The organism is Actinoallomurus soli (assembly GCF_024055715.1).
Lineage (GTDB): Bacteria > Actinomycetota > Actinomycetes > Streptosporangiales > Streptosporangiaceae > Actinoallomurus > Actinoallomurus soli.
Genome location: NZ_JAMXMV010000017.1, coordinates 108,018 through 133,318, shown reverse-complemented (window position 1 = coordinate 133,318; position 25,301 = coordinate 108,018). Strand labels below are relative to the sequence as shown.

Annotated in this window: 20 protein-coding genes; 9 read left to right on the top strand and 11 right to left on the bottom strand. The window is 73.5% G+C overall.

Annotated elements, in window-relative coordinates:
* Positions 1 to 38: 38 nt before the first annotated feature.
* The gene (locus NDW01_RS32435) at positions 39 to 4,286 is read right to left on the bottom strand and encodes a HAMP domain-containing protein (RefSeq protein ID WP_256513589.1); all 4,248 of its coding nucleotides are present in this window, start codon (positions 4,284 to 4,286) and stop codon (positions 39 to 41) included.
* 234 nt (positions 4,287 to 4,520) lie between these two features.
* Between NDW01_RS32435 and NDW01_RS32430 the strand changes: the two genes are divergently transcribed.
* Positions 4,521 to 6,800, top strand: a complete 2,280-nt coding sequence (locus NDW01_RS32430) for a SpoIIE family protein phosphatase (RefSeq protein WP_252828162.1) — start codon at positions 4,521 to 4,523, stop codon at positions 6,798 to 6,800.
* Here NDW01_RS32430 and NDW01_RS32425 read toward each other — a convergent pair.
* Complete coding sequence (locus NDW01_RS32425; RefSeq protein ID WP_252828161.1) at positions 6,792 to 7,373, bottom strand: MarR family winged helix-turn-helix transcriptional regulator; 582 nt, start codon at positions 7,371 to 7,373, stop codon at positions 6,792 to 6,794. The two genes, NDW01_RS32430 and NDW01_RS32425, sit on opposite strands and share 9 nt — an antisense overlap.
* 42 nt (positions 7,374 to 7,415) lie before the next feature.
* Between NDW01_RS32425 and NDW01_RS32420 the strand changes: the two genes are divergently transcribed.
* Entirely contained in the window at positions 7,416 to 8,615 is a 1,200-nt protein-coding gene (locus tag NDW01_RS32420) for a PP2C family protein-serine/threonine phosphatase (RefSeq protein ID WP_252828160.1), read from the top strand.
* Positions 8,616 to 8,672: 57 nt separating this feature from the next.
* Here the strand turns inward: NDW01_RS32420 and NDW01_RS32415 are convergent, their stop codons facing one another.
* The 4 genes from NDW01_RS32415 to NDW01_RS32400 form a co-directional block, all read right to left on the bottom strand.
* Complete coding sequence (locus tag NDW01_RS32415; protein ID WP_252828159.1) at positions 8,673 to 10,631, bottom strand: hypothetical protein; 1,959 nt, start codon at positions 10,629 to 10,631, stop codon at positions 8,673 to 8,675.
* Between the two features lie 89 nt (positions 10,632 to 10,720).
* Positions 10,721 to 11,362, bottom strand: coding sequence for a hypothetical protein (locus tag NDW01_RS32410; protein ID WP_252828158.1), 642 nt, complete (start codon positions 11,360 to 11,362; stop codon positions 10,721 to 10,723).
* Between the two features lie 239 nt (positions 11,363 to 11,601).
* Positions 11,602 to 12,732, bottom strand: coding sequence for a sensor histidine kinase (locus NDW01_RS32405; RefSeq protein ID WP_252828157.1), 1,131 nt, complete (start codon positions 12,730 to 12,732; stop codon positions 11,602 to 11,604).
* A 52-nt stretch (positions 12,733 to 12,784) separates the two neighbouring features.
* Positions 12,785 to 13,531: a response regulator transcription factor gene (locus NDW01_RS32400; RefSeq protein WP_308211831.1), complete on the bottom strand. Its 747-nt coding sequence runs from the start codon at positions 13,529 to 13,531 to the stop codon at positions 12,785 to 12,787.
* Between the two features lie 111 nt (positions 13,532 to 13,642).
* Between NDW01_RS32400 and NDW01_RS32395 the strand changes: the two genes are divergently transcribed.
* The gene (locus NDW01_RS32395; protein ID WP_252828156.1) at positions 13,643 to 14,335 is read left to right on the top strand and encodes an LppX_LprAFG lipoprotein; all 693 of its coding nucleotides are present in this window, start codon (positions 13,643 to 13,645) and stop codon (positions 14,333 to 14,335) included.
* Positions 14,332 to 15,897, top strand: a complete 1,566-nt coding sequence (locus NDW01_RS32390; protein ID WP_252828155.1) for an MFS transporter — start codon at positions 14,332 to 14,334, stop codon at positions 15,895 to 15,897. The genes NDW01_RS32395 and NDW01_RS32390 overlap by 4 nt, the downstream gene beginning before the upstream one ends.
* Positions 15,898 to 15,913: 16 nt before the next feature.
* Here NDW01_RS32390 and NDW01_RS32385 read toward each other — a convergent pair whose 3' ends face one another.
* Complete coding sequence (locus tag NDW01_RS32385) at positions 15,914 to 17,176, bottom strand: phospholipase D-like domain-containing protein (RefSeq protein ID WP_252828210.1); 1,263 nt, start codon at positions 17,174 to 17,176, stop codon at positions 15,914 to 15,916.
* Positions 17,177 to 17,653: 477 nt separating this feature from the next.
* Positions 17,654 to 17,992, bottom strand: a complete 339-nt coding sequence (locus NDW01_RS32380) for a HEAT repeat domain-containing protein (RefSeq protein WP_252828154.1) — start codon at positions 17,990 to 17,992, stop codon at positions 17,654 to 17,656.
* Positions 17,993 to 18,204: 212 nt separating this feature from the next.
* On the opposite strand from NDW01_RS32380, the gene NDW01_RS32375 reads away from it, so the two are divergent.
* Positions 18,205 to 19,017, top strand: coding sequence for an NAD-dependent protein deacetylase (locus NDW01_RS32375; RefSeq protein WP_252828153.1), 813 nt, complete (start codon positions 18,205 to 18,207; stop codon positions 19,015 to 19,017).
* A 96-nt stretch (positions 19,018 to 19,113) separates the two neighbouring features.
* Here the strand turns inward: NDW01_RS32375 and NDW01_RS32370 are convergent, their stop codons facing one another.
* Positions 19,114 to 19,662 carry a carboxymuconolactone decarboxylase family protein gene (locus NDW01_RS32370; protein ID WP_252828152.1) on the bottom strand — a complete coding sequence of 183 codons (549 nt, stop codon included), beginning with the start codon at positions 19,660 to 19,662 and terminating at the stop codon, positions 19,114 to 19,116.
* A gap of 50 nt (positions 19,663 to 19,712) precedes the next feature.
* Entirely contained in the window at positions 19,713 to 20,663 is a 951-nt protein-coding gene (locus tag NDW01_RS32365; protein WP_252828151.1) for a hypothetical protein, read from the bottom strand.
* A 307-nt stretch (positions 20,664 to 20,970) separates the two neighbouring features.
* Here NDW01_RS32365 and NDW01_RS32360 point away from each other — a divergent pair, with 307 nt between their 5' ends.
* On the top strand, positions 20,971 to 21,201 hold the full coding sequence (locus NDW01_RS32360; protein WP_252828150.1) for a DivIVA domain-containing protein: 231 nt from the start codon (positions 20,971 to 20,973) through the stop codon (positions 21,199 to 21,201).
* A gap of 17 nt (positions 21,202 to 21,218) precedes the next feature.
* Here the strand turns inward: NDW01_RS32360 and NDW01_RS32355 are convergent, their stop codons facing one another.
* Positions 21,219 to 21,596 carry a winged helix-turn-helix transcriptional regulator gene (locus NDW01_RS32355; RefSeq protein WP_308211830.1) on the bottom strand — a complete coding sequence of 126 codons (378 nt, stop codon included), beginning with the start codon at positions 21,594 to 21,596 and terminating at the stop codon, positions 21,219 to 21,221.
* Positions 21,597 to 21,692: 96 nt separating this feature from the next.
* On the opposite strand from NDW01_RS32355, the gene NDW01_RS32350 reads away from it, so the two are divergent.
* The 3 genes from NDW01_RS32350 (at position 21,693) to NDW01_RS32340 (ending at position 25,289) form a co-directional block, all read left to right on the top strand.
* Positions 21,693 to 22,583 (top strand): NAD(P)-dependent oxidoreductase, encoded by an 891-nt coding sequence (locus tag NDW01_RS32350; protein WP_252828149.1) that lies wholly within the window; start codon positions 21,693 to 21,695, stop codon positions 22,581 to 22,583.
* Between the two features lie 66 nt (positions 22,584 to 22,649).
* A complete protein-coding gene (locus NDW01_RS32345; RefSeq protein WP_252828148.1) occupies positions 22,650 to 23,792 on the top strand; it encodes an SWIM zinc finger family protein in 1,143 nt (380 codons plus the stop codon).
* Positions 23,793 to 23,807: 15 nt separating this feature from the next.
* Positions 23,808 to 25,289 (top strand): DUF5691 domain-containing protein, encoded by a 1,482-nt coding sequence (locus tag NDW01_RS32340; RefSeq protein WP_252828147.1) that lies wholly within the window; start codon positions 23,808 to 23,810, stop codon positions 25,287 to 25,289.
* Positions 25,290 to 25,301 lie beyond the last annotated feature (12 nt).

Genomic DNA, 25,301 nt, shown 5'->3' with positions numbered 1-25,301 from the left:
CGGCCGCGGCCGCGGCCGGGCGGGCCGGTCGCCGGGCATCAGGTGTGCAGCCACCGCTTCATGCAGGCGAGGAGCTCCTCGGTGTCGACCGGCTTGGCCACGTGATCGGTCGCGCCGGCGGACAGGCTCTTCTCCCGGTCACCGTGCATCGCGCGGGCGGTGACGGCGATGATCGGCAGGTCCGCGAACCGCGGCATCTCACGGATCGCGGCCGTCGTGGCGTACCCGTCCATCTCCGGCATCATGATGTCCATCAGCACGAGCTCGACGTCGTCGTGCTCGCGCAGCACCTCGATGCCCTTCTTGCCGTTGGGCGCGTGGATGACCGACATGCCGTACAGCTCCAGCGCGCTGGAGATCGCGAACACGTTGCGGACGTCGTCGTCGATGATGAGCACCCGGCGGCCGCTCAGCTCGGCGTAGCCGAGCACCTCGGGGTCCTCCTCCCCGGCGGCATCGGCCCGGGCCGGCTCGGTGGGCGGGGTCATGAAGGGCAGCGCGTCGACGAGCCGCCCGCCCGAGAGGTACAGGGTGACGCGCTCGCGCAGCTCGTCGAGGGAGGGCAGCAGCTCGAACGGGTGGGAGCGGGCCCGCCCGGCGGCCAGCCGCTCCTGGGCGGCGCTGAGCCTGCGGCCGGGATGGGCCAGCACCGGCAGGGCGCCGAGTCCCGGCTGTCGGTCGAGCCGGTCGAAGAAGGCCGTCGCCGTGGGGAGGCTCGGGTCGAGGAGGACGCAGGCGTGTGGGGCGTCGAGCAGGGCGGCGACCGCCTCGTCGGCGTCGGCCGCGCTGGTGATCTCCACGTTCCCGTGCGTGTCGGCGAGGTCGGCCGCCGCGCTGCGGGCCAGCGGGGTGAGCAGGCCGCCGTCCTCCTCCAGGACGAGCAGCCGACGCGTCTCGGGAACGACCGGCGCGGCCGCCGGGGACCCGGCGGCGACCGGAAGGGCATCGAGCTCCCCGCCGGAGTACTCGCCGGGCCTCGGTGCCGTCGGTGGCAGGTAGAGCGTGAACGTGGTGCCGTCCCCGACACGGCTCTTGGCGTGGATCTCGCCGCCGAGCAGTCCCGCGACCTCACGGGAGATCGACAGGCCCAGCCCGGTGCCGCCGTACCGGCGGCTCGTCGTGCCGTCGCCCTGCTGGAAGGCGCCGAAGATCGCCTCCAGGTTCTCCTCCGCGATGCCGATCCCGGTGTCGATCACCTCGAAGGCGAGCACCGGCTCGCCGGGCTCCAGGGACGGCAGGGTGACGTCGTCGGCGCGCCGGATCCGCAGCTCCACGCCGCCGCGCTCGGTGAACTTCACGGCGTTCGACAGCAGGTTGCGCAGGATCTGGCGCAGCCGCTGCTCGTCGGTGTAGATCTCGGCGGGCACCTCGTCCGCGATGTCGACCCGGAAGTCCAGCCCCTTCTCCGTCGTGAGCGGCCGGAACGTGGTCTCGATGTCCTCCATCAGCCGGGTGACGGCGATGCTCTCGGAGTGGACGTCCATCTTGCCGGCCTCGACCTTGGACAGGTCCAGGATGTCGTTGATCAGCTGCAGCAGGTCGGTACCGGCCGAGTGGATGATGTTGGCGAACTCGACCTGCTTGGCCGTGAGGTTCCGGCCGGGGTTCTGGGCGAGGATGCGGGCCAGGATCAGCAGGCTGTTCAGTGGTGTGCGCAGCTCGTGCGACATGTTCGCCAGGAACTCCGACTTGTACTTGGAGGCCAGCGCGAGCTGCCGGGCGCGCTCCTCGATCTCCTGCCGGGCCTGCTCGATCTCGAAGTTCTTGATCTCGATGTCGTGGTTCTGCCGGGCCAGCAGCGCGGCCTTCTCCTCCAGCTCGGCGTTGGAGCGCTGTAGTTCCTCCTGCTGGGCCTGCAGCTCCTCGGAGCGGGACCGCAGCTCGGCGGCGAGCCGCTGCGACTCCTCCAGCAGCGCGTCCGTACGGGAGTTGGCGATGATCGTGTTGAGGTTCACGCCCACGGTCTCGGCGAACTGGCGGAGGAAGTCGCGGTGGACCTGTGAGAAGCCGGTGAGTGAGGCCAGCTCGATGACGCCGAGGACCTGCCCCTCGAACACGATCGGCAGCACGATCAGATCGGCGGGCGCGGAGTCGCCGAGGCTGGAGGAGACCTTCACGTATCCGGGCGGGGCCTTGTCGACCGTGATGGTCTTCTTCGTACGGGCGGCCTGACCGACGAGGGACTCCCCCAGCCTGAACTCGCGGTCGGCCGGCGCGCCGGCCTCGTGACCGTAGCTGGCGATCAGGCGCAGGGAGGTCTCGCCGCCGCCGGCGTCGGTGAGGTAGAAGGTGCCGTACTGCGCGGCGACGAGCGGGGTGATCTCGTCCATGATCAGCTCGGCCACCGTCACCAGGTCGCGATGGCCCTGCATCTGGCCGGCGATGCCGGCGAGATTGGTCTTCAGCCAGTCCTGTTCCTGGTTCTCCCGCGTCGAGTCGCGCAGCGACTGCACCATCGCGTTGATGTTGTCCTTGAGCTCGGCGACCTCGCCCTGGGCCTCCACCGAGATCGACCGGGTCAGGTCGCCGGTCGCGACGGCGCTGGTGACCTCGGCGATCGCGCGCACCTGGCGGGTGAGGTTGCCGGCCAGCTCGTTGACGTTCTCGGTCAGGCGCTTCCACGTGCCGGACACGCCCTCGACCTCGGCCTGGCCGCCGAGGCGGCCCTCGCTGCCGACCTCGCGGGCGACGCGCGTGACCTCGGCGGCGAACGACGACAGCTGGTCCACCATCGTGTTGATCGTGGTCTTCAGCTCCAGGATCTCGCCGCGCGCGTCGACGTCGATCTTCTTGGACAGGTCGCCGCGGGCGACGGCCGTCGTGACCTGGGCGATGTTGCGAACCTGGCCGGTGAGGTTGTTCGCCATCGAGTTGACGTTGTCGGTGAGATCCTTCCAGGTGCCGGCGACGTTGGGGACGTTCGCCTGGCCGCCGAGGATGCCCTCGGTGCCCACCTCGCGGGCCACGCGGGTGACCTCGTCCGCGAACGCGCCCAGCGTGTCGACCATCGTGTTGATCGTCTGCGCGAGTGCGGCGACCTCGCCCTGGGCCTCGACGGTGATCTTCTGCGACAGGTCGCCCTTCGCCACCGCCGTCGCCACCTGCGCGATCGACCGCACCTGCGCGGTCAGGTTCGAGGCCATGACGTTGACGTTGTCGGTCAGGTCCTTCCACGTGCCGGAGACGCCCCGGACGATGGCCTGGCCGCCGAGGTTGCCCTGGGTGCCGACGTCGCGCGCGACGCGGGTGACCTCGTCCGCGAACGCGGACAGCTGGTCGACCATCGTGTTGATGGTCTCCTTCAGCTCGAGGATCTCCCCGCGCGCGTCGACGCGGATCTTCTGCGACAGGTCACCGCGGGCGACCGCCGTCGTCACCTCGGCGATCGAGCGGACCTGGTCGGTGAGGTTCGCCGCCATGACGTTGACCGACTCGGTCAGCGCCTTCCAGGTGCCCGACACGCCCTTGACGTCGGCCTGGCCGCCCAGCCGGCCCTCGGTGCCCACCTCGCGGGCCACCCGCGTCACCTCGTCGGCGAACGACGACAGCTGGTCCACCATCGTGTTGATGGTGCTCTTGAGTTCGAGGATCTCGCCGCGGGCGTCGACCGTGATCTTCTGCGACAGGTCGCCCTTCGCCACCGCCGTCGCCACCTGCGCGATCGACCGCACCTGGGCGGTGAGGTTGCCGGCCATGAAGTTCACCGAGTCGGTCAGGTCGCGCCACGTGCCGCCGACGCCCGGCACCTGCGCCTGGCCGCCCAGCCGGCCCTCGGTGCCCACCTCGCGGGCCACCCGCGTCACCTCGTCGGCGAACGACGACAGCTCGTCGACCATCGTGTTGATGGTGGTCTTGAGCTCCCGGATCTCACCGCGGGCGTCGACAGTGATCTTCTGGGACAGGTCGCCGCGGGCCACGGCGGTCGCCACCTGCGCGATGTCGCGGACCTGGCCGGTCAGGTTGCCGGCCATGGCGTTGACCGAGTCGGTGAGGTGCTTCCAGTTCCCCGAGACGCCCGGAACCTGTGCCTGGCCCCCGAGCTTGCCTTCCGTGCCGACCTCGCGGACCACGCGGGTGACCTCGGAGGTGAACTGGGACAGCTGGTCGGCCATGCCGTTGAACACGCCGGCGATCTCGTCCATCAGCCCGTCGCCCGTCTGCGGCAGGCGGGTGGCGAAGTCGCCGTCGCGGACGGCGGTCAGCCCGGCGAGGAGCTGGCGCAGGGCGGCCTCGTCCGCGCCGTCGGGCTCGCGCACTGCCGATCTTGCGACATCCCGCTGAGACATGCCCTCACTCCGATCGTCCGCCCACATGCGCGGCGCAAGTGCTCTTCTGTTAGACCGCCATCTACTTGCCTCATGGCAACCATACTGGCAGTGTTACCGTCGGACGCCCCCGGTCTGCGGCGATGCGACGTTCGCGCTGGGGATTGTCCGTTCCCTTCGGACGAGATAAGGGCTTGACCTGACCGCATCCCTCGGGTGTCACGTGACGCCCAACGTACACGCGGCGGGGCCGGCATGACGGTCCCGCCGGATGACGTCATGCGGCTGACCGCTCTTGTCGCCGAGCAGCGGCAGCGGCTCGAGGACGCGCGCGACCGGACCGCGGCGCGCGCCCTCACGGACATCGCGACGGGCATCCTCGTCGACCGGCTGGGCTGCTCGCCCGCCGAGGCGCTCGGCCATCTGGCGCGCCTCGCGGCCGGCACCGGCACCTCGCTCGTCGACCTGGCGGCGGACCTCGTGAACCTCGCCGCGGACGACCCGCTGGCCGAGGCGGCCCGGCGGGCCGCCGACGAGGGAGGACCCGTTGCGAGCCCCCGGCTGGCGGAGGCAGCCGTCCTCCATGCCGAGGACGGCGACGCGATGGCGGCGGCGCTGCTCGGCGAGACCCTCTCCCTGTCCGACGCCGTCGCCGCCGCGCTGTGGGCGCTGCGCCCCGACGGCGCGCTCGAACTCGTCGGCGCCGCCGGATTCGACCCGCTGGAGCGGGGTCACTGGCGTCGCGTTCCCCCGCAGATGGACAGCCTGCAGCAGCGCGTCGTACGCGACGGCGCGCCGATCTGGTGGCCGGGCGGAGCCGCCCGGCGCCGTGGCGTGCCCCCGCTGACCGGCGCCGGACAGGACGTGGCACGGGCCGTCCTCCCCCTGTCCGCCGACGGCGGATGCGTCGGCGTGCTGGAGATCCGCTGGGCGGCCGGGCTGCCCGGCTTCACGCCGGCCGTACGCGCCGAGCTCACCGCCCTCGCGCGGGTGTGCGCGCAGACGCTGGACGCCAGGCCCGAATCGGCCGACGAGGATCGGCTGCTCGACGCCGCCGCCGTGCTGACCGCGCTGAGCGACGCGTTCCTGCTGCTGAGCCCCGTCCGTGACGCCTCCGGCCGGGTCGTCGACCTGCGAATCGACCGGATCGGCCGCGAGGTCCCCCGCGTGACCGGATACTCCGCCGGCAGCCTCCTGGGACAGCGTCTCTCGCACGTCTCCCCGCAGACGGCCCTGCCCGGGGGGCCGCTCGACGTGAGCCTCGACGTCCTGGAGACCGGCCGGCCCGCCGAGGCCGAGTGGTCGATCGCCGGCGCCGCCGACGAGCCGGTCCACCGCGTGCGCATCGCGCGGATCTTCGACCGTCTCACCTTCACCTGGGACGACGGCGAGCGGATCGGTGCCTCCGGCGCCCTCCTGGAGCAGGTCCAGCGGCTCGGCCGGATCGGCGCCTGGCAGCACGACCTGGTGAGCGGGCGGGTCATGTGGAGCGAGCCGACGTTCGCGCTCTTCGGGCTGCCGCCCTCCGCGCGGGCCATCGGCCTGGAGGAGCTGCCCGGCAACGTCGATCCGCAGGACCGGGTCACCGTACGGCGTTTCCGCGAGCAGCTGCTGCGGCTGCACCGGCCGGCCTTCGCGACGTTCCGGCTCGTCCGGCCGGACGCGTCCATCCGCCAGATCCGCGCCTTCGCCGAGCCGGTCACCGATCCGTCCGGAGCGGTCATCGCGATCCGCGGCGCGTACCAGGACGTGTCAGACCGCTACCACTCCGAGGTCGCCCTGGCGGCGACCCAGGACCGGCTCGCCGACACCGAGCAGCGCGCCGAGGACCAGGAACGCCTGGCACTGCACCTGCAAGAGGCGATCCTGCCGTCGACCGACCAGCCGGTCAGCGCCTTCGGCCTCGACGTCGCCGTCCGTTACCGGCCCGCCGGCGGCGGTCAGCTCGTCGGCGGCGACTGGTACGACGCCGTCGTCCTCCCGAGCAAGAAGGTGCTGCTCGCCGTCGGTGACATCGCCGGGCACGGACTCGACGCGGTGACGGGGATGGTCGCGCTGCGCAACAGCCTCCGCGGCCTGGCGATCACCGGGGCGGGCCCGGCCGAGCTCCTCGGGATGCTGAACAACGTCGCGTACCACCTGACCGGAGGAACGTTCGCCACCGCCATCTGCGCGCTGTACGACCCCTCGGAGCGCTCGCTGCGGTGGGCACGGGCGGGCCACCTTCCCCCCGTCCTGGTCCGCGACGGCGACGCCGGACTGCTGCCCCTGCCCGCCGGATTCCTCCTCGGCCTCGCCCCGGACGCGGTGTACGAGGAGGCCACGACCAGCCTCGAACTCGGCGACGCGCTCCTGCTGTTCACCGACGGCCTCGTCGAACGCCGCGACATGCCCCTCGACGAGGCCCTCCAGGAGCTCATCCGCCTCGCCGGCCGGCCGGTCGGCGACGCGGAGAGGTTCAGTGATCACCTGCTCGACGGCACCATCGCGAACACCAATGACGACACCTGCCTGGTCACGATCCACCTACGCTGACCCGGACGACCGGCGGCGGACTCCGGACGGGTGGCGGTTCGCCCGGCGCGTCGGCGGCGGAGCGGAGTGCGGGAAGCGCCGGCGTGCGCGGTCGACTAAACCGATCGCCGTGGAGGCCCCGTTGTCCGCAGGCGGCTCGCCGGCCGCGATGTGGAAGCCCGCCAGGCCCTCGATCAGGGCCTCGCGCGCGGCGGGCGGCATCTCGCGCAGGACGCGGGCGAACTCGGCCTGCCGGCGCTCGCGGAGCTGGGCGAAGACGGCGTTGCCGTTCCGGCTCAGGGAGACGGCCACGGCGCGGCGATCCGCCGGATCGGTGTCCCGGGAGATGAGCCCCGCCGCCTCCAGCCGGTCGCACAGTCGGCTCGCCGACGACAGCAGCGTGCCGAGCTCGCCCGCGAGCGCGCTGATCGTCATCTCGTGGTTGCGGTCGATGACGGCGAGCGCGCGCAACTGCGTCGCCGAGACTCCGAAGCCGGCGACCTCCTGGGCCCTGTCCCACGCGTTGACCAGCGCGGCCGCATACGCTTCGACGATGGCGGCCTGCCGGTCGATGGGCTGGTGCGCACTGGCCATGGTCACACTTTCGCATATTCGGTGACGGAAAGGCGGATCGCCATGTCGTATGAAGAGCCCGGCCGTGGGAGCCTCGGGGACGGTGACGCCCTGCGCGAGGCCGAACGCCGGATCTGGCTGGCGGCTCCGCACGAACTGGCCGACGTCGCCGAGGAGACGATACGCAAGCTCTGCGGCACCGACGCCGCGGAGATCTATCTGACCGACTACCGGATGGCCTACCTGCAGCCGGTCGCCTCCGGGGAGGCGCCGATCGCGCTGGCCGGCAGCCCCAGCGGGCGGGCGCTGGCCACCGGGGAACCTGTGCTCGAACCGCCCACCACCGTGTCCCCCGGCACCCGGCGGCTCCTGCACCTCCCGCTGACCGTCCTGGGCAACCGGCTCGGTGTGCTGCGCATCACTCTGCCCGATCTCCCGTCCGCCGAGCAGCGGGCCGAACTCCTCGACGTGGCCGCGACGCTGAGCCGCGCGCTGGAGATCGCCGACCGTGCCACCGACCGCTACCGGCAGGCCCGCCGCCGCGAACGCCTGACCCTCGCCGCGGAGATGCAGTGGGAGCTGCTGCCCGGCCGCGTCGGCTCGGCGCCGGAGTACGAGTTCGCCGGTCAGCTGGAGCCCGCCTACTCGGTGGCCGGCGACAACTTCGACTGGAGCGCCGGCCGGGACACCCTGGTCATCTCGGTGACCAACGGGATGGGCGAGGGGACCACGGCGGCGCTCCTGACCCAGCTCGCCGTCGGCGCGATGCGCAACGCCCGCCGCTCGGGCGGCGACCTGCTCGAGCAGTGCGGGCTCGCCGACGAGACGATCTTCCGGCATTACGGCGGCCGGCAGCACGTCGCGACCCTCCTGCTCTGCATCGAGCTGGCGACCGGCGAGGTCACCGCCGTGGACGCGGGCTCACCCGTGATCTACCGGCTCCGGGGCGGCGCCGTCGAGCGGGTGCCGCTCGACCGGCAGCTGCCGCTCGGGATGTTCGGCGACACCCCGTACACCGAGGAGCGGTTCACCGTACGGCCCGGCGACCGGCTCGTCATCGTCAGCGACGGCGTGCACGCCGCGCACCTGCCGGGGGCGAGCGCCGCGTACGAGGAGTTCCTGATGCGCGACCTGTCCGAGTCCCGCCTCCAGCCCCCGGCGGATCTGGTCCGCACCCTGCTGCACCGGTTCGTCGACCGTCACCAGGGCACCCAGCTCGCCGACGACGCCGTCGTGGTCTGCCTCGACTGGAAGGGCCGCTGAGCAGGAGCCGGGAGTGCCCGGGCGCGTCCTCGCCGAGGTGCGCGCCCGGGCGCACGGTCAGTTCCGCGGTCCCGGCCCGTGGTGGCGCGGGCGGCCGCCCTTGCCGCCGGTTCCACCGTTTCCGCCCGGCCTGCCGCCATTTCCGCCGTTCCCGCCCTGGCCGGCGTTCCCGGCGAAGGTGACGCCGGTCACGACGTTGCCGTTCATCGTGAGCTTCGCGACCGGGTTGGCCAGGCCGAAGTTCTGGCACTTCAGGTTCCCGAACGACTGCTGCAACCGCATGCCCAGGAAGGTGAACAGGCTGTCGGCCGCGCCCGGCATCGGGCTGGCCTGGCCCGCCAGCAGCCGCATGTCCTTCCGCAGCCGCGCGGCCTGGGCGGTGTCCATGCCGCGGCAGTACGCCGCCGGCGTCTGCCCGGCGGGCAGCGGAGCCTGGTCCACCCCGGCCCGGTACAGGTCGGTCTTCGCCGTGCTCGTCCGGCCGTTCACCAGCGTCATCGGGTTGTTCAGCGGGACGAGCGCGCTCGGCGCCGTCTGGTGGGCGGCGGCCTGGAGCTCGTCCATCGCCAGTGACGTCACCACGGTGCCGGGATTGGCGAGGTCGGGGGCGGTCCACGGTGTGCAGCCGAGGGCCGGGTCGACGAAGGCGTCCAGGAGCGCGTTGTCACTCGGGTTGGCGAGCGTCCGGGCGCCGGCGAGCCTGCCCTTGTTCGCCGCCGTGTTCTGCGCGATCCGTCCGTCCGCCGTCGCCAGGTACGTCGTCTGGACGTTGTCGCTCTGGTCCTGGTCGACGAGCGCGAAGTCGCGTGTCGACATGCAGGGCATGCCGTCCTTCGCCGTGCCCAGCGCGGGCACCGTCAGCGTGCCCGCCCGGATCGCGGCGTTCGCGGCCCGGAAGAAGGCCGGGGCGTTGCAGTAGGCGAACTGGCCGAAGACCGAGCCGCCCAGGCCGCCCACGCACCTGCCCTGCCGCAGGGCCCCGCCCGTACCGCGCAGGGTCAGGTTGTCGCCGTTGTAGCCGAACCAGATGCCGACCACGGCGCCGGCCGGAAGGGCGGGTGTCACGGGCGCGGCGGCGGGCTGTGCGCCCTGGTCCACGACCAGCGGGCTGTACACCGACAGTCTCCCGGTCGCCGGGTCGATGACCGTCGCCTGGACGAACGCCGACTGGTTGACGTTCGCCTCGTTGCACGGGCCCATCGCCGGGTTCGTCGCGGTCAGCCGGTACGGGGTGGCCAGGCCGCGGGCGCTCAACGGGTCGGCGGGCACGATCAGTGTGCAGTTCGCGTTCGGGTCGGCCGCCGGCGCGCCGCCTCCCGTCGTCGGGGTCGCGCTCGGGCAGGAACTCGGGGTCGCGCTCGGCCGCTTCCGCATCGCCGGAGCGGCGCTCCCGGAGGCCGCGCTCCCGCTCGGGGCGGGCATCGCCGTGCCCGCCGAGCCGCGCGCGCTCGGCAGGGCGGTACCCGCCGACGGCTGCGCGGTGGCGTCGGGCATGGCGGTCCCGGCGGACGGCTGTGCGCCCGCGTCGGGCATCGCGGTGCCGGGCGACGGTGCCACCGCCGGCGCCCCGCCGGATGCGGCGGCGCCGGCCGCGAACCGTGTCGCGGCCCGCACCGCCGGAGAGGGAGCGGCGGTCCCCGGATCCGCGCTCGGCGCACCGGTGAAGGGTGCGCCGCCGGGGTCCGCCGTCCCTGCCCCGGCGGAGGGGCCCGCCGCCGCGCCGCCGGGCGGGGAAGCGGTCGGCGAGGCGGCGGGCGTGGCCCCGACCTTGACCTCCTCGGCTCCCTTCTGCGGGAGCCGACGGCGGCCGGGGCCGGTCCTGGGTGTTCGATGGGTCGGCGCGGCGCTCGCGCTCGGACAGCCGGGCGCGCCGCCGAACGCCGTGAGCCCCATCTTCGTGGTGAGGGCCACGGCCGAACCGGCGGCGAGGACGAGCGCGACCGCCAGCGGGATGAACAGGCGGAACCGCCGCGAGCGGTTCGGGTCCTTCCAGTTCGACCTTTCCAGGTACGACATTCGGTGTCCTCTCGAGAGACCGGTGGGGCGCGCGGCGCGTTCCGCGGGGGGCGGCTCGTGACCTCGCTCAGGTCACGCGGGGCGGCGCGTCACCATTTGGTGGAGACCCGGCCGTTCAGGCCGCCGACGACCTGAGCCTGCGAGCCGGTCGGAGTCGGTGTGGGGGTGACGGTGGGCGGCGTCATGGGGGGCGTGTCCGGCGCGGAGGGGGTCGCGGCCGGCGGCATCGGGACGACCTTGCGGACGAAGCGCCACGCCACCACGCCGACACGGCCGTTGTCGGCGACGACCACGACCGCGTGCGGCGGGACGACGAGGCGGACCGCGTGCCGCCCCACCGCGGCGACGACGGTGGTCGGGCGACGCACGGAGACGGTCGCGCCGGGCACCCGCCGGTCGGTGGCGCGCAGGCGGCCGACGACGCGCCAGCGGTGCCCGGCCTGGCGCAGGACCGCGACGGAGTGCCCCGCCCGTACGTTCCGGACGGTGTAGCGGGTCGTGAGCGCGACGGTCACGGGTCTGGTCCGCTGCCGGGCGGAGGCGGAGGGCCGGGGCGGGTTCGAGGAGTGCGCGGCGGTGCGCCCGGTGTCGTGGGAGGCGGTGTAGGCGCGGTTCTCGCCGACATTCCGGGTCACCGTGGTGGACGGGCCGGTCCCGATCGCGGCGATCGCCACGCCGGCCGCGGTCAGCCCGGCGAGAGTCACGCCGGTGACCTTCGTCGATGTCTTCACGGGGTCGCTCCTTCGTCCGTCGTCCGCGGTCCCGTACGGGACCGCCTGGCGGGACTGCCGTGCGACGTCGCTCCCCGCCTGAACCGCGAGCGCGCACCGGTAGTGCCGCTGAGGAATGTAGGGAGCGGCCAGGGCCCGCAGGGCCCATCGGCGGCCGTGTTCGAATCTCGTAATATTTCGCGGCCGTGGGCGCCGGCGGCGTCATCCCCGCCGTGACCTGGGACGTCCTCCCGTACGTGTCACGCGCCGTACGGGGGCGTGGACAGCGGGAGGCGCACCTCGAAGCGGCAGCCGTGGTCGGTGTTGCGCACCTCGACCGCTCCCGCGTGCGCCTCCACGATGCCGCGTACGATCGCCAGGCCCAGGCCCGCCCCCGAGTCGGGTTCGGGGGTACGGGCGGCGGTCCCGCGCCAGGCGACGTCGAAGACGCGGTCCAGGTCGCCGGGCGGGATTCCGCCGCACGCGTCGGACACCGCCAGCACGGCGTGCTGGTGCCGGCGGCCGGCCTCGACCAGCACGGAGCCCGCGGACGGCGTGTGCCGGATCGCGTTGACCACCAGATTGGTCAGCGCCCGCGAGAGTTCCCGCACGTCGGCGCGTACGACGACCGGGTCGCCGACCTCGGCGCCGAGCAGGACGCCCTGCGCGCGGGCGAGCGGGTTGGTCCCGGCGACCGCCTGGTCGACCAGGTCGGCCAGGGTGACCCATTCCGGGGAGAGGGCGAGGGCCCCGGCGTGGATGCGGGACAGCATGAACAGGTCGTCGACCATCCCGGACAGCCGGTCGACGGCGAGCCGCATCTGCGTGTGGTAGCGGGACGGCTCGGGGGCCATGCCGTCCTCCAGCGCCTCGACCATGGCCCGTAGCCCCGCGAGCGGCGTCCGCAGGTCGTGGGAGACCCAGGCGACGAGCTCGCGCCGGGAACGCTCGAGGCTGCGCTCCCGCTCCCGCGCCTGGGCGAGCCGCGCGCTGGTGAGGCTCAGCTCCCGGCTCAGCTCGCCCATCTCCGCCGTCGAGAGGCTCCCGTCCGCCCCCGGCGCGGCCCCGTGCCCCAGGGCGCGCACGGCGCGGCGGAGCGTACGGCTGTCGGCGACCATCGCGCGCGCCAGCAGCAGCGCCATCGCCGAGGTGACGATCCCGGAGGCGACGCAGACGGTCAGGACGACGCCGAAGTCCTCCGGGGAGATGAACATCTCCTGCGCCGCGACGACCGTGCCGGTGATCATCGCGAGCACGCTGGCCACCGCCAGCACGAACAGCGCGAGCCGCAGGGACCGGCCGCGCAGCGCCCGCATGACCCCTAGGCCGATGAGCCCGACCCCCGCAGCCGAGCCGCCGCCGATCACGATGACGCAGACGTCGTCGCTCATGAGTCCTCCTGCGCCGGAGGGGCGACCGAAAGCGCCGTGCTCGATGGCCCGCTCACGGAGCGTCGCCGTCCTCCGCCGGGGCGGCGGCGTCCGGTCCCGGGTCGAAGCGGTAGCCGACGCCCCAGACCGTGACGATGAGCCGGGGGCGGTGCGGGTCGTCCTCGACCTTCTCGCGGAGCCGCCGGACGTGCACGGTGACGGTGGACTCGTCGCCGAACTCCCAGCCCCAGACGTGCTGGAGCAGTTCCGTCCTCGTGAAGACCTGCCCGGGATGCCCGGCGAAGAAGGCGAGCAGGTCGAACTCCCGGCCCGTCAGCGTCAGCGGCTCGCCCGCCTTGACGGCGCGGCGGCCCGCGGCGTCGAGCGTGAGGTCGCCGATCGTCCGGGTCGGGGGGACGGGCGGCGCGTCGGCCGGCTCCACCGGGGCCGGGTGCGCGCGGCGCAGCACCGACCGGGCGCGCAACACGAGTTCCCGGGGGCTGAAGGGCTTGGTCACGTAGTCGTCCGCCCCGAGTTCGAGCCCGCGTACCCGGTCGCCCTCGGTTCCGCGCGCGGTCAGCATGATGACCGGGACCGGGCCGAGTTCGCGGATCCGGCGGTAGACCTCGAAGCCGTCCAGGCCGGGCAGCATGAGGTCCAGAACGACCAGGTCCGGGAGGTGGGCCTCGGCCGACGCGACCGCCGAGGGGCCGTCGGCCGCGCGGCGTACCCGCAGGCCGGCGCGGGTGAGGTACGCCGTGACCACTTCGGCCACCATCGGATCGTCGTCGACGACCAGCACCTCGGCGGGGGTGTCCACGGTCGGGAGTGTAAGGACGAACCAGCGGAATGGCGGGCGATTCACCCGATTCGTCGGCGGACGCTCGGCGTGTGTCCCCGCCGGTGCCATCGGGGTCGATATGTTTCCCGTATGTCATCACTCCGGGCGAAGCTCGCCTGCCTCGTCGCGCTCACGTCCGCCCTGGCCACCGGATGCGGCGGCGGAGGAGGCTCCGGGAAGAACCCGCCCGGCGCCACGCTGCTCCAGCAGGCGGCCACCGCGACGCGGGCGGTGACCAGCCTCGGCTTCTCGCTGCGCACCTCGGGCCATCCCGATCTCAAGGTCGACAGCGCGGACGCGAAGCTGCTGCGCAACGGGAACGCCCAGGGGTCGGCCAAGACGACCCAGCTGGGCCTGTCGATCCAGCTGGACTTCGTGGTCCTCGGCAAGACCGCCTATCTGCGCGGCTTCACCGGAGGGTGGCAGCAGCAGCCGTTGTCCAAGGTGGCGGGGATCTACGACCCGTCCGCCGTGCTCGATCCGAACCGCGGGCTCGTGCAGCTGCTGTCCACCGCCAAGAACGCCGACACGAAGGGCCGGCAGAAGGTCGCCGGGCAGGACTGCTACGAGGTCGACGCGACGCTCGCCAAGGAACCGCTGTCGCGGCTCGTCCCCGGCATCTCGGCCGACACGCCCGCGGAGCTGTCCATCTCCAAGGCGGACCACCGGGTGCTGAAGGCCGACGTGAAGGTGCCCGGTAAGAACGGCGGCAAGCCCGGCACGGCGACGGTCACCTTCACCGACTTCAACAAGCCGTTCTCGATCACCGCCCCGGCCCGGTGAGCCCTCGACGGCCGGGCGGCTCCCGGCGGATCGCCCTCGGCGTGGGCGGCGTGGTCGTCCTGCTCGCCGCCATCGACGCGTACGTCGTCGTGACCGTCCTGGTGACGATGGTCGGCGACCTCGGCGTCCCGGTGAACCACATCGAGCACGCGAGTCTGGTCGTCACGGCGTTCCTGCTCGGCTACGTGGCGGGCATGCCGCTGCTCGGCATGCTGTCCGACCGGTTCGGCCGCCAGGTGATGGTGCAGGCGTGCCTGGCCGGATTCGCCGCGGGCTCGGCCGTGACCGCGCTGGCCGGCTCACTGCCGGTGCTGATCGCCGGGCGCGGGATCCAGGGCCTGGCCGGCGGGGCGCTGCTGCCGATCACGATGGCGCTGGCGGGCGACCTGTGGGAGGAGCGGCGCAGGCCCGCGGTCCTCGGCGCGGTCGGCGCGCTGCAGGAGCTCGGCAGCGTGCTCGGCCCGCTGTACGGGGCCGGAGTGGCCGCGCTGGTCGGCTGGCGCGGCATCTTCTGGATCAACATCCCGGTCACGCTGCTGGCCATGGCTGCGGTCTGGTGGGCGGTGCCGCGGGGACGCCCGGCCGCCCCCACGCGCGTCGACGTGATCGGGGGGCTGCTGCTGGCCGCCGGGCTGGGCCTGCTCGTCGCGGGCCTGTACAACCCGGACCCGCAGCGGTCGGCGCTGCCCTCGTGGGGTGTGCCGTGCGTCGCCGCCGGCGCGGTGGTGATCGTCGCGTTCGCCGGCTGGGAGGCGCGGGCGCGGACCCGGCTGCTCGACCTGCGCGGCGCCCGGCGCGGCGGGCTGTTCGCCGTCCTCGGCGTCAGCCTCCTCTCGGGCGCGGCGCTGATGATCACGCTGGTCGACGTGCAGCTGATCGCGCAGACCCTGCTGGGACGGACCTCGACCGGCGGGGCGTTCCTGCTCGCCCGCTTCCTCATCCCGCTGGCGGTGGCCGCGCTGGCCGGGGGGCTGGTCGCCCGGCGGTGCGCCGAACGCTGGATCGTCGCCGGCGGCATGCTGGTCGCCGCCTGCGGGTACGCCCGGATCGCCGCCTGGCCCGTACGGTCCGAGGGTCTCCACTACGACCTGGGGGTGTTCGCCGTCTCCCGGGTCGGCGTGGACCTCGCCGTCGCCGGGCTGGGGCTGGGGCTGGTGATCGCGCCGCTGTCGTCGGTCGCGCTGCGGTCCGTGCCGGCCGTACGGCACGGCGTCGCCTCGGCCGCCGTCGTGGTCGCCCGGATGATGGGCATGCTGCTCGGCGTGGCGGGCCTGAGCGCCTGGGGCTTCTTCCGCTTCCACGCACTGACCGCGCACCTCGTCACGCCGCTGCCGATCGGCGTGTCCCAGGCGGAGTTCACCCGCCGGATGGCCACCTACCTTGCCGCGGTGAAGGCGGCCCTGCACACCGAGTACGCCGACGTCTTCTGGGCGACCGCCGGGGTCTGCGTCCTCGCCGCCGTCCTCGGCCTGGCGGTCGGCGGCTCCACCCCGGCCGCCGTCGGCGAGGAGCCCGCGGAGGGTCCGTCCGTTCCCGTCCGCGCCGAGCCACCGTCCGCCTGACCGCGCGCGGTCCGGGTCACTCCGACCCGGATCCGCTGTCGCCGCCCAGATCGTAGACCGCCGCCGGCACGGAGTTCACGTCGGTGGCCTTGACCGCGTGGGCGTGGGCGAACACCGCGTCGAAGTTGGCGGCGTACCCGTCCTCCAGCGCGGCGTCCGCCATGGTGATCATCGCCTCGTCGTGCGAGTGGAAGCCGACCTCGGTGTAGTTGGGGCTGCCGGTCGAGACGACCTTCTGCCGGGTCCCCTGGTAGCCGCCGTCGATCAGCAGGTACTTCGAGTGCGCGTAGACGCGGCCGTTCTCCGACAGGTAGCGGATCTCGGGGTTGCCGTGGCGGCCGCCCGGTTTCGTCAGGCGGCGGGCGACCCTCTGGCCGATCTGGTCGAAGACCACCTGCACGCGGCATCCCTCGTCGTCGAGCTTCCAGAGCCGCTTGGCGATCGGCGCCCACGTGAAGTGGCCCACGCTCAGGCGCAGGCGCGTGCCGCCCGCGCACGACACCTTGTCGAGGGCGTCGCTGATCGGGTCGCCCTTCGCCCACGGGAAGAAGTCGACCCGGTACGGCCCGGACCGCACGCTGCGGTGGTAGTCACCGGTCCGGTGCTGGGCGGCCAGGTCCTGGAAGTAGCGCAGGTAGGCGGCGTGCACTCCGGCGTCCTGGATGGTGAGCGCGTCGTTCCACTGGGTGTCGCGGGCGCCGTCCGTGGCGTTGGCGGACGTCTGCAGCACGACGTCCTTGGCGCCCAGCGCCGAGGAGAAGAGGAAGAACTTGTTGTGGTTGAAACTGGGCCCGATGCAGCCGCGGTCGCGGCCGCAGGTCACGACCCACGAGGGCTTCTTCGTGTCCGTCCCGAGGCCGGCTCGCAGCTTCTTGTACGCGGGGTAGGCCGTCGACTCGTGATCGAGCACGACCTGGACGTGGACCTTGCGCCGGTTCGCGGCGATCAGCTGCCGGGCGGTGTCCAGGCTCGAGAAGTGGTACATCGCGACGGCGATCGTCTCCCCGGCCGGCGTCCCGGCGATCAGCCGGGCGACCTGGTCGGCGATCGCGTCCCGCCTGGCGGAGCCGGCCTGCGGCGCGTTGAAGATCGACCGGACGGCCGGGCTCCCCGTCCCGTCCCCGCCGGGCCGCCCGGCGACAGGACCCGGGTCGGCCGCCGGAGGCAGGCCGGCGGCCGGAGGCAGGCCGGCGGCCGCGAGCGCCGCCGTCGCGGGCGGCAGCGCCCCGGCCGCCAGTCCGCACACGGCGAGCACCGCGATCCTCGCCGTCCACCGCATCGTCACGACTACTCCTGTCTCGGGGGGCTCGGGCGGAGAAACCGCAGGTCAGCGCCCAAGTGCCGGGAATCGTACAGGAGTGGACATCTGGCAATCGAGGTCATAGATGGGACGAAATGGTAAAAATCTTCGGCGTCGTGCCCCGACGGGCAAGGTCCTTCGCTCCCTACCAGCGGTGGACCCGGAGCCGGTGACGCGGGTAACAGGAATCTGCCCTTGATCTGGGGCGGGCGGTGGGCACACGCTCGGGGCATGAGACGCGGATGTTCATGTGGTCACGGGTCCAGCTGCTCCTGCTCCAAGGGATGCTCCTGCGGCTGCAACGGCTGACCGGCCGCCGCACCCGCTGACGCCCGTCCACCGTGGTCCCGCGCCAGGCGGAGCCACGGCCGACGGGTCGTGAACCCGTTGAGGCGCCAGGGCCTCCGGCCGCGGTCCGGTCCCGGAATCGCGGGCGGCGGCGGGACGCGTGCGCCGTCAGGCGATCCAGCCGTTGACGCGCGCGCGGTGCAGGGCCTGCCGGGCCGCCGCGCTGTCGAGCATCTCCAGGCCCCTGACCGCCCAGAACCGCAGCGACTCGTCCTCGCTGTCGAGCTGGGCGGACAGAAGCTCGAGCGCGCCCGGCGACCGGGCCTCGGCGACGAGCTCGAGGAGCAGGCAGCGCAGCTCGTCGTCCTGCTCCTCGCCGAACGCGTCGGCGAGGTCGCCGACGTACGCGTCCGCGTGCTCGCGCAGGAAGTCGAAGCCCTGGGCCCGGATTCCCGGATCCGGGCTGCGCATCGAGTCCAGGGCCCGTGCAACGCGCTGGTTCGCCATCAGTCATCCTCGGCACCGGGTGGTCGTGAACGCACCGCATCGTAGAGGCTTCCTCTGACGATCTTCCGTCTCCCCCGGCGGCTCGGGCAGGGACCGGCATCGAGCATGATGGAAGGGTGACTGGGGCGGGGAATGATGGCGGTGCGTCCGCCGGCGGACGCAGTGGCACGGGACTACTCGGAGCCGATCCGACGTTCGAGACCGCCTTCGCGATGCTGGTCGACCTGGTCGCCGACGGCGACGTCGTCGTCCTGAGCGGGGCCGGCCTGTCCACCGAGTCCGGCATCCCGGACTACCGGGGAGAGACCGGGCGCCGCCGGCGCGCCGACCCGATGACGTACCAGACCTTCGTCGGCAGCGAGGCGGCCCGCCGCCGCTACTGGGCGCGCAGTCATCTCGGGTGGCGGCACGTCGCGCGAGCAGCGCCCAACGCCGGGCACCGGTCCGTGGCCGAGCTGCAGCGTCGTGGCCTGGTCGCCGGGATCATCACCCAGAACGTCGACGGTCTGCACCAGGCCGCCGGCGCGCGCGACGTCATCGAACTGCACGGCAGCCTCGACCGTGTGCTCTGTCTCGGGTGCGGCCGTCGTACGCCCCGCGAGGAGCTCGACGAGCGGCTGAGCGCGGCCAACCCCGGCTGGGACGCCGAGGCCACCGTGATCAATCCGGACGGCGACGCGGTCCTCGACGACGACCGGATCGACTCCTTCACCACCGTCGCCTGCCTGAACTGCGGCGGGGTGCTGAAGCCGGACGTCATCTTCTTCGGTGAGAACGTCCCGCGCCCGCGCGTGGACGACTGCTACGCCCTGACCGAGGGCGCCGGGACGCTCCTCGTCCTCGGATCCTCGCTGACGGTGATGTCGGGGTATCGGTTCGTCCGCCGCGCGGCGGAGCGTTCGATACCGGTCGCGATCGTCAACCACGGCCGCACCCGCGGCGACGGCGAGGCGCTGCTGACCCTGGACGCCCCCCTGGGCGCGACCCTCACCGCGGTCCTCGCCGAGCTCGGTCCCCGGCCGTGAGGACGCCCCGCAGGGGGCGCCTCGCTCACGAGGGGAAGCGCGTGCGGCCGTCCACCGCGCGCCCGTGACGGTCACCGCCGATCCGCTCCTCCCGGCTCACTGATCCGGCAGGAGTTCGCCGTACCCGTGGGCGACGATCCGGGCGGCGGCCTCCTCGTACGACGCCGGGTCCGTTGGCGTCACCGCCGCCAGGCCGTCCACGTATCGGTTGGCCAGGCAGAACATGGCGGCGATCAGCACGGTGTCGTGGATCTCCACGTCGATGGCCCCGGCGGCGCGGGCGGCCGTGATGTGGTCGGGCCGCACGGAGCGCCCGCCCGTCTGCACCGCGCGCGCGATCCGCAGCAGCGCCCTGAGCTTGTCCGTCACGGGGGCGGTGTCGACGTCGGCGCAGACCTGGTCGACCAGGGTCCTGCCCTCGGGCAGCTGGGCCGCCGCGAAGGCCCGGTGCGATGACGCGCAGAAACGGCACTCGTTGAGCGAGGACACGTACGCCGCGATCAGCTCGCGCTCGCCCCGCGTCAGCGGGCTCGGACCCCGCAGGAGGACCTCGGCCATCTCGCCGATCAGCCGGCCGATCTCCGGGCGGTACCGGAGGAGGCCGACGATGCCCGGCGCGTCGTTGCCCAGTTCGATGTACGGCATGGTCTGCCTCTCCGACGTGATGGGGTGGGGTTCGTCTCCGGCCGGGGCCATCACGTCCACGGCGCGGTCGGATACCACAGGTATCCGACGTTCGACAGGAGCCGGACGTCCCAGTAGAGGACGGTGAAGACACCCGCGACCAGGAACGCCGCACCGGTCACGAGCGCCGCCCGTCCCGGACGTGCGGCGACCCACCGGCGCACGCGCCCGCCGGTGAGCCGTACGAGGACGACGGTGATGAGCGCCATGAGCAGGACGTTCCCCAGCGACTGGAGGGCGAAGGCGGCCGCTCCGAAGAAGGGGTCGTGGCTCTGCGCGGCATCACGGAACAGCACCCGGTAGAGCGGGTAGGGACGGCCGATGAGGAACCCGCCGATCATCATGCCGACCAGCACGGACCGCGCCTGCGGGAACCTCCTGGACAGGCGGGCGAGCGGGTCGGGGACGACACCGAGCGCGACCAGTCCGAGCAGGACGAACACGGTGCCGATGACGCCGAAGGCGATCATCGACTGGACGAGGCGCGGCGTGAGGGTGGGCCGGCCCGAAGCCGTCGAGAACTGCGGCATCCGGGTGCCCGCCACGCCGGTGATCGCGCCGTAGGTCGCCGACACGACGACCATGCCCAGGCCGAGCCAGGCGAGCGGCCGCAGCGAGTTCCAGAGCCGTCGCCGCAGGGAGGTCGGCTCGCCCACCATCGGGGCGACTGCGCCGAAGACGGCGATGTTGCAGGCGGTGAACGTACCGGCCAGACCGGACACGAACGCGTAGACGATGCCCGCCGCCGAGCCGGCGATCGGGGTCCGCACGGGATCGTGGCCGAGCAGGGACCCGGCGACGTTCTGGCCGATCGTCTTGTCGACGAACTCGGCCGACCAGACGACGGTGAGGAGGAAGGCCGCCAGGACGCTCGCGCCGATGACGACGGCGCGGCGGGGCGCCGAAAGGGTGTCGCCGGGCACCGGGGCGCGGACGTCGGCGTCGGATGTCACCTGGGCCATGGAGTCCTCCTGGAATAACGGTTGGCGCAGAACCGGCGGCCTCGCAGAGGAAACGTCATTCACATTCATGCGCCCCTGCGATCGCGGATTGCTTCAACTAAATAATCTTCAGAAGTCATGTCAAGGCGGATTTCAGGCCCCTGTCCGGACCTGGTCAGAGACATCCAACTCGCCACCGCAAGCCGACGCCGTACGCGATCTGTAAAGACCAATGGTTGCTGAATTCGAGAAAAATCAAGATCGTGCCGGAACCCTGGCCGGCCGGGCGGCGTCGTACTCAGGAGGACCGAGGTTCCGGGAGGGCCGGATGAACCAGACGTTCGACATCGTGTGGCGCGGTTACGACCGCCGCCAGGTCGACGATTACCTCCGGCGACTCGCGCAGGACCCCGCCGGCACGCCGTTCCCTCCCGCCTTCGACGTGGTGTTGCGCGGCTACGACCGCCACCAGGTGGAGCGGCACCTCGCGGAGGGCGGGGCGGCGGGCCGCCCGGACGACGACGGGCGCGGGCTCCTCGGGGACTTCTTCGACTCCTAAGGTGTGCCCGCTCTCGGTCACCGCTCGCCGGGGGCGGGGTGATCCGTCGCGGGTGTACGGGCGTACGCGCCGCCGAGGATGTTCTCCCGGCCCCACGCGCCGAGAGGGGCCAGCGCGGCGTTGAGCGAGACGCCGCGGTCGGTCAGCGAGTACTCCACCCGGGGCGGCACCTCGTCGTACGCCTCGCGGTGCACGATGCCGTCCTCCTCCAGCTCGCGCAGGTGCGAGGCGAGGACCTTCTCGGTGACGCCCGGCAGATGCCGGCGCAGCTCGCCGAACCGGCAGGGGCGCTCGTTGAGCGCCCACAGGATCAGCACCTTCCACTTCCCGCCGATGACGTCCATCGCGGCGTCGATGCCGCAGATGTACGCCCCGGGCCGTCGCGCGGTCGCCACACGCAGCCCTCCTGCCTGCTCGCTTACCACGGGGTGACCACCCACCTTGAAGTGCGTACTTGATCACCTTTCAGTGCCGGCCCCAGCCTAACCAGCATGAACTCGAACAGAACCTCTCTCACGCTTCTCGGCCTGGGCACGATGGGCACCGCGCTCGCCCGCGCCTGGCTCGCCGCCGGGCACCCGCTGACCGTCTGGAACCGCACCGCGGCCCGTGCCGAGCCCCTCGCCGCCGACGGCGTGACGGTCGCGGCGAGCGCCGCCGAGGCCGTCGCGGCGAACGACCTCGTCGTGGTCTGCCTGCTCGATGACGCGTCGGTCGACGAGGTCCTCGCCGGTACGGACCTGGCGGGCAGGGACCTGGTCGATCTCACCACCGGAACGCCGGATCAGGCACGGACGCGGGCCGCGTGGGCGCGGGCGCGCGGCGCCCGGTTCCTGGACGGCGGGATCATGGCGGTACCGCCCATGATCGGAGCGCCCGGTGCCGGGGCCTACGTTCTCTACAGCGGCTCCCGCGCGCTCTTCGACGCACACCGCGACACGCTGGCCGTGCCCGCCGACACCGAGTACGTCGGAGCCGACCCCGGCCTCGCGGCCCTGCACGACGTGGCGCTGCTGAGCGCGATGTACGGGATGTTCGCGGGAGTCGCGCACGCGTTCGCGCTGATCCGCGGGGAGGACGTCGCGCCGGGCGAGTTCGCGCGGCTGCTGAAGGGCTGGCTGACCGCGATGACCGCCTCGGTGCACGGGACGGCCGAGCGCCTGGTGAGCGGGGACTACACCCAGGGCGTCGTCTCCGACCTCGCCATGCAGGTCGCGGGCACGGCGACGCTGCTGCGCACGGCCGAAGAGCAGGGGGTCAGTCCCGAGCTGCTCCTCCCGTACGTCGGCCTGATGAGGCGCCGCCTGGCCGACGGGCACGGCGACGAGGACACCACGGGCGTCGTCGACCTGCTCGCCCGCCGACCCGTGTCCGCCGGTTGACCTCCGCCACCGGCCCCGCCGAGAGTCCGCCGCCGAATGTCGGCGGGCGCCGATAGGTTCGAGCATGTGATCGAACGCGTGGGGCGGGATCGTGTGCACGACACACCCGGCCGCCGCGCCACCGGAGACGACGCGCCGGTGACGGCGACGGTGGAGCGGCGTGAGCAGCGGGTCGCCGCCGGGGTCGAGGAGCTCGACCGATGGCTGTGCGACCAGGTCGCCCAGGGCCTCGCGCACGCCGATCGCGCCCCGTCCTCGATGTGGGACGGCGTCGCCCGGCGGCTCGTCGACGCCCAGGCCGGCGCGCTGGCGTCCCGGGTGCGGGAGCTCGGTTCGCTGCCCGCCGACGGCCGGCCCGAGCGGCTGCTGGAGGAGTACGCCCTGCTGCGGCTGCTGGTCACTGCGTTCCGTCGTCGCGGCGAGCTGCCCGCACCGCTGCGGGCCACCGTCCGGTCCCATGTCGGATTCCCGGTGAGCCAGGAGGAGGTCCTGGCGGGTGACACGGTGCGGGATCACTGGTACGTCGCGGGGTGCCGTGACGTGGAGCAGGACCGCCTCCTCACCCGCCGCGTCTGGCTGCGCGGCCAGGAGACCGGGCGGCCCGCGCTCGTCCTGTCCTTCGCCGCGCCGGGACGGACGGCGGGCGCGTCGGCGCGCACGCCGGGCGCGCAGGCACGGACACCCGGTGTGCACGGACGAGCGCCGGACGCGCAGGCACGGACGCCGGACGCGCACGGGAGGGTGCCGGACGCGCCGGTTCCCGCGGGACGGGCGCCGGACCGGGCGGGGCGGGCGCTGGACTCGTCGCTCGTCGTCGGCGACACGGTCGACGCCGAGCTGGCCTTCTACCCGGGGGCCCTGGCGCTGCGCGCGCTCGTGGCCGCCCGGCAGGCCGCGCCCGTGCGCCGGCCGCCGCGCGGCACGACCGTGCCGGGGCTGCTCCGGGAGTACGCCGACGCACTGGCCCGCGATCCCTGGCTGGAGCGGTGGCCCGCCGTGCTGGCCGGCGTCCGGCCCGCGCGGGACGAGGCGGGCGGTCCCTGCCTGGTCGACGCGGACGGCGCCGCGCTGCCGCTGCGCGCGTCCGACGTCTGGCGGCTGTGGGCCGTCTCCGGTGGCCGGCCGCTCACCGTCGCCGGCGAGTGGTCGCCGCGCGGGCTGCTGCCGCTGTCCGCCTGGCAGGCCGAGGAAGGAGCCGTGCCGCTGTGACCGATGAGGTGAACCGTGAGCGCGTGGGGTGAGCACGTGACCGCCGCGCTGCTGGGGACGCGGCAGCGGCCGGTGCCGCCGCTCGACGAGGTCCCCGGCGGCTCGGCCGATCCGGCGGCCCGCCTGCTGGACCAGGCGGCGCTGCTGACGGTGCGCAGGCGCGCCGGCCGGCGGCCGGTGAGCGCGGAGCCGACCGCCCCCGCGCCGGCGGAGACCGCACCCGTCGTGCCGGACACGGCGGCCGACCGGTTGCGCCGCATCCTGTCGGGCGAGCATGCCCGTGTCCTGCCCGAGTGGCTCGAGGCGGCGGCCCGGAGCGGCCGCCGGGTCCCGCCGCGGCTGCTCCCGGACCTGCTGCACAAGGGGCGCGCGGACCGGGCGCTACGTCCCTCGATCGCGCGGGCCGCCGGGCGGCGGGGCGTCTGGCTGGCCATGCAGAACCTCGACTGGGCGTACCTCGTCGTGGCCGGCGGTGGTGAGGAGGTCGAGGATCCCGGGGTGTGGTCGACCGGCACCCGGGCTCAGCGCATGGCCCACCTGCTGCGGTCGCGGGCCACCGACCCGGCCGCGGCCCGTACGACGCTGTCCTCGACGTGGGGGCGTGAGCCGGCGCCGGAGCGGGCGCGGTTCCTCACGGCGTTCGAGCGCGGGCTCTCCCTCGCGGACGAGGAGTTCCTGGAGGCGGCCCTGGACGATCGTGGCCTGGAGGTGCGGCGCATCGCGGCCGACCTGCTCGCCCGGCTGCCCGGCTCGGCGTACGCACGGCGCATGACCGAACGGGCGCTCGCCTGCCTGCACCCGGTGGCCGGGCCGGCGGGCGGCCTGGAGCGGATCGCCGTCGAACCACCGGAGCACCACGACGAGGGCATGCGGCGCGACGGCATCCCGTACCACGCGATCGAGCGCGTCGGGAACCGCGCGGGCTGGCTGCGGGAGATCCTCGCCCGTACGCCGCCGTCCACCTGGACCGCGCTGTTCGGCCTGCCTCCGGAGCGCGTCGCCGCCCTGCCGGTCACCACCGGCGCACGGTCCACGCCGGACGAGCACGTCAGGCGGGACGTCCACCTCGGATGGGCCCGCGCGGCGGCGCGGCAGCGGGACGCCGCCTGGGCCCAGACGCTGCTGGCGGGCGACGTCGTGGTCGGCGACGTCCCCGTGCTCGCCGACCTGCTGGACGTCCTGCCCGTCGCCGAGCGTGAGGATCGCGCGGCCGACGCGGTACGCCGGATCGAGGACCACGCCGCCCGTCTCACCGTGCTCGAACGCGTCCCCGGGCCCTGGGCCGGCGCGCTGTCCGACGTGACGATCGCCGCCCTGGCGGATCCCGCCCTCGGGCGGTTCCCCGCCGACCTGTGCCGCCTCGCCGGCGAGCGCCTCGCCCCGGCCGTCGCGCCGCGCCTGGACGAGCTCGCCCGGCGGCACCCCGGCCACCGGCCGCTCGGCGAGCTCGCCGACGTCCTCCGATTCCGGCACGACATGCTCGGGGAGCTGCGATGACCCCGCCCGCGC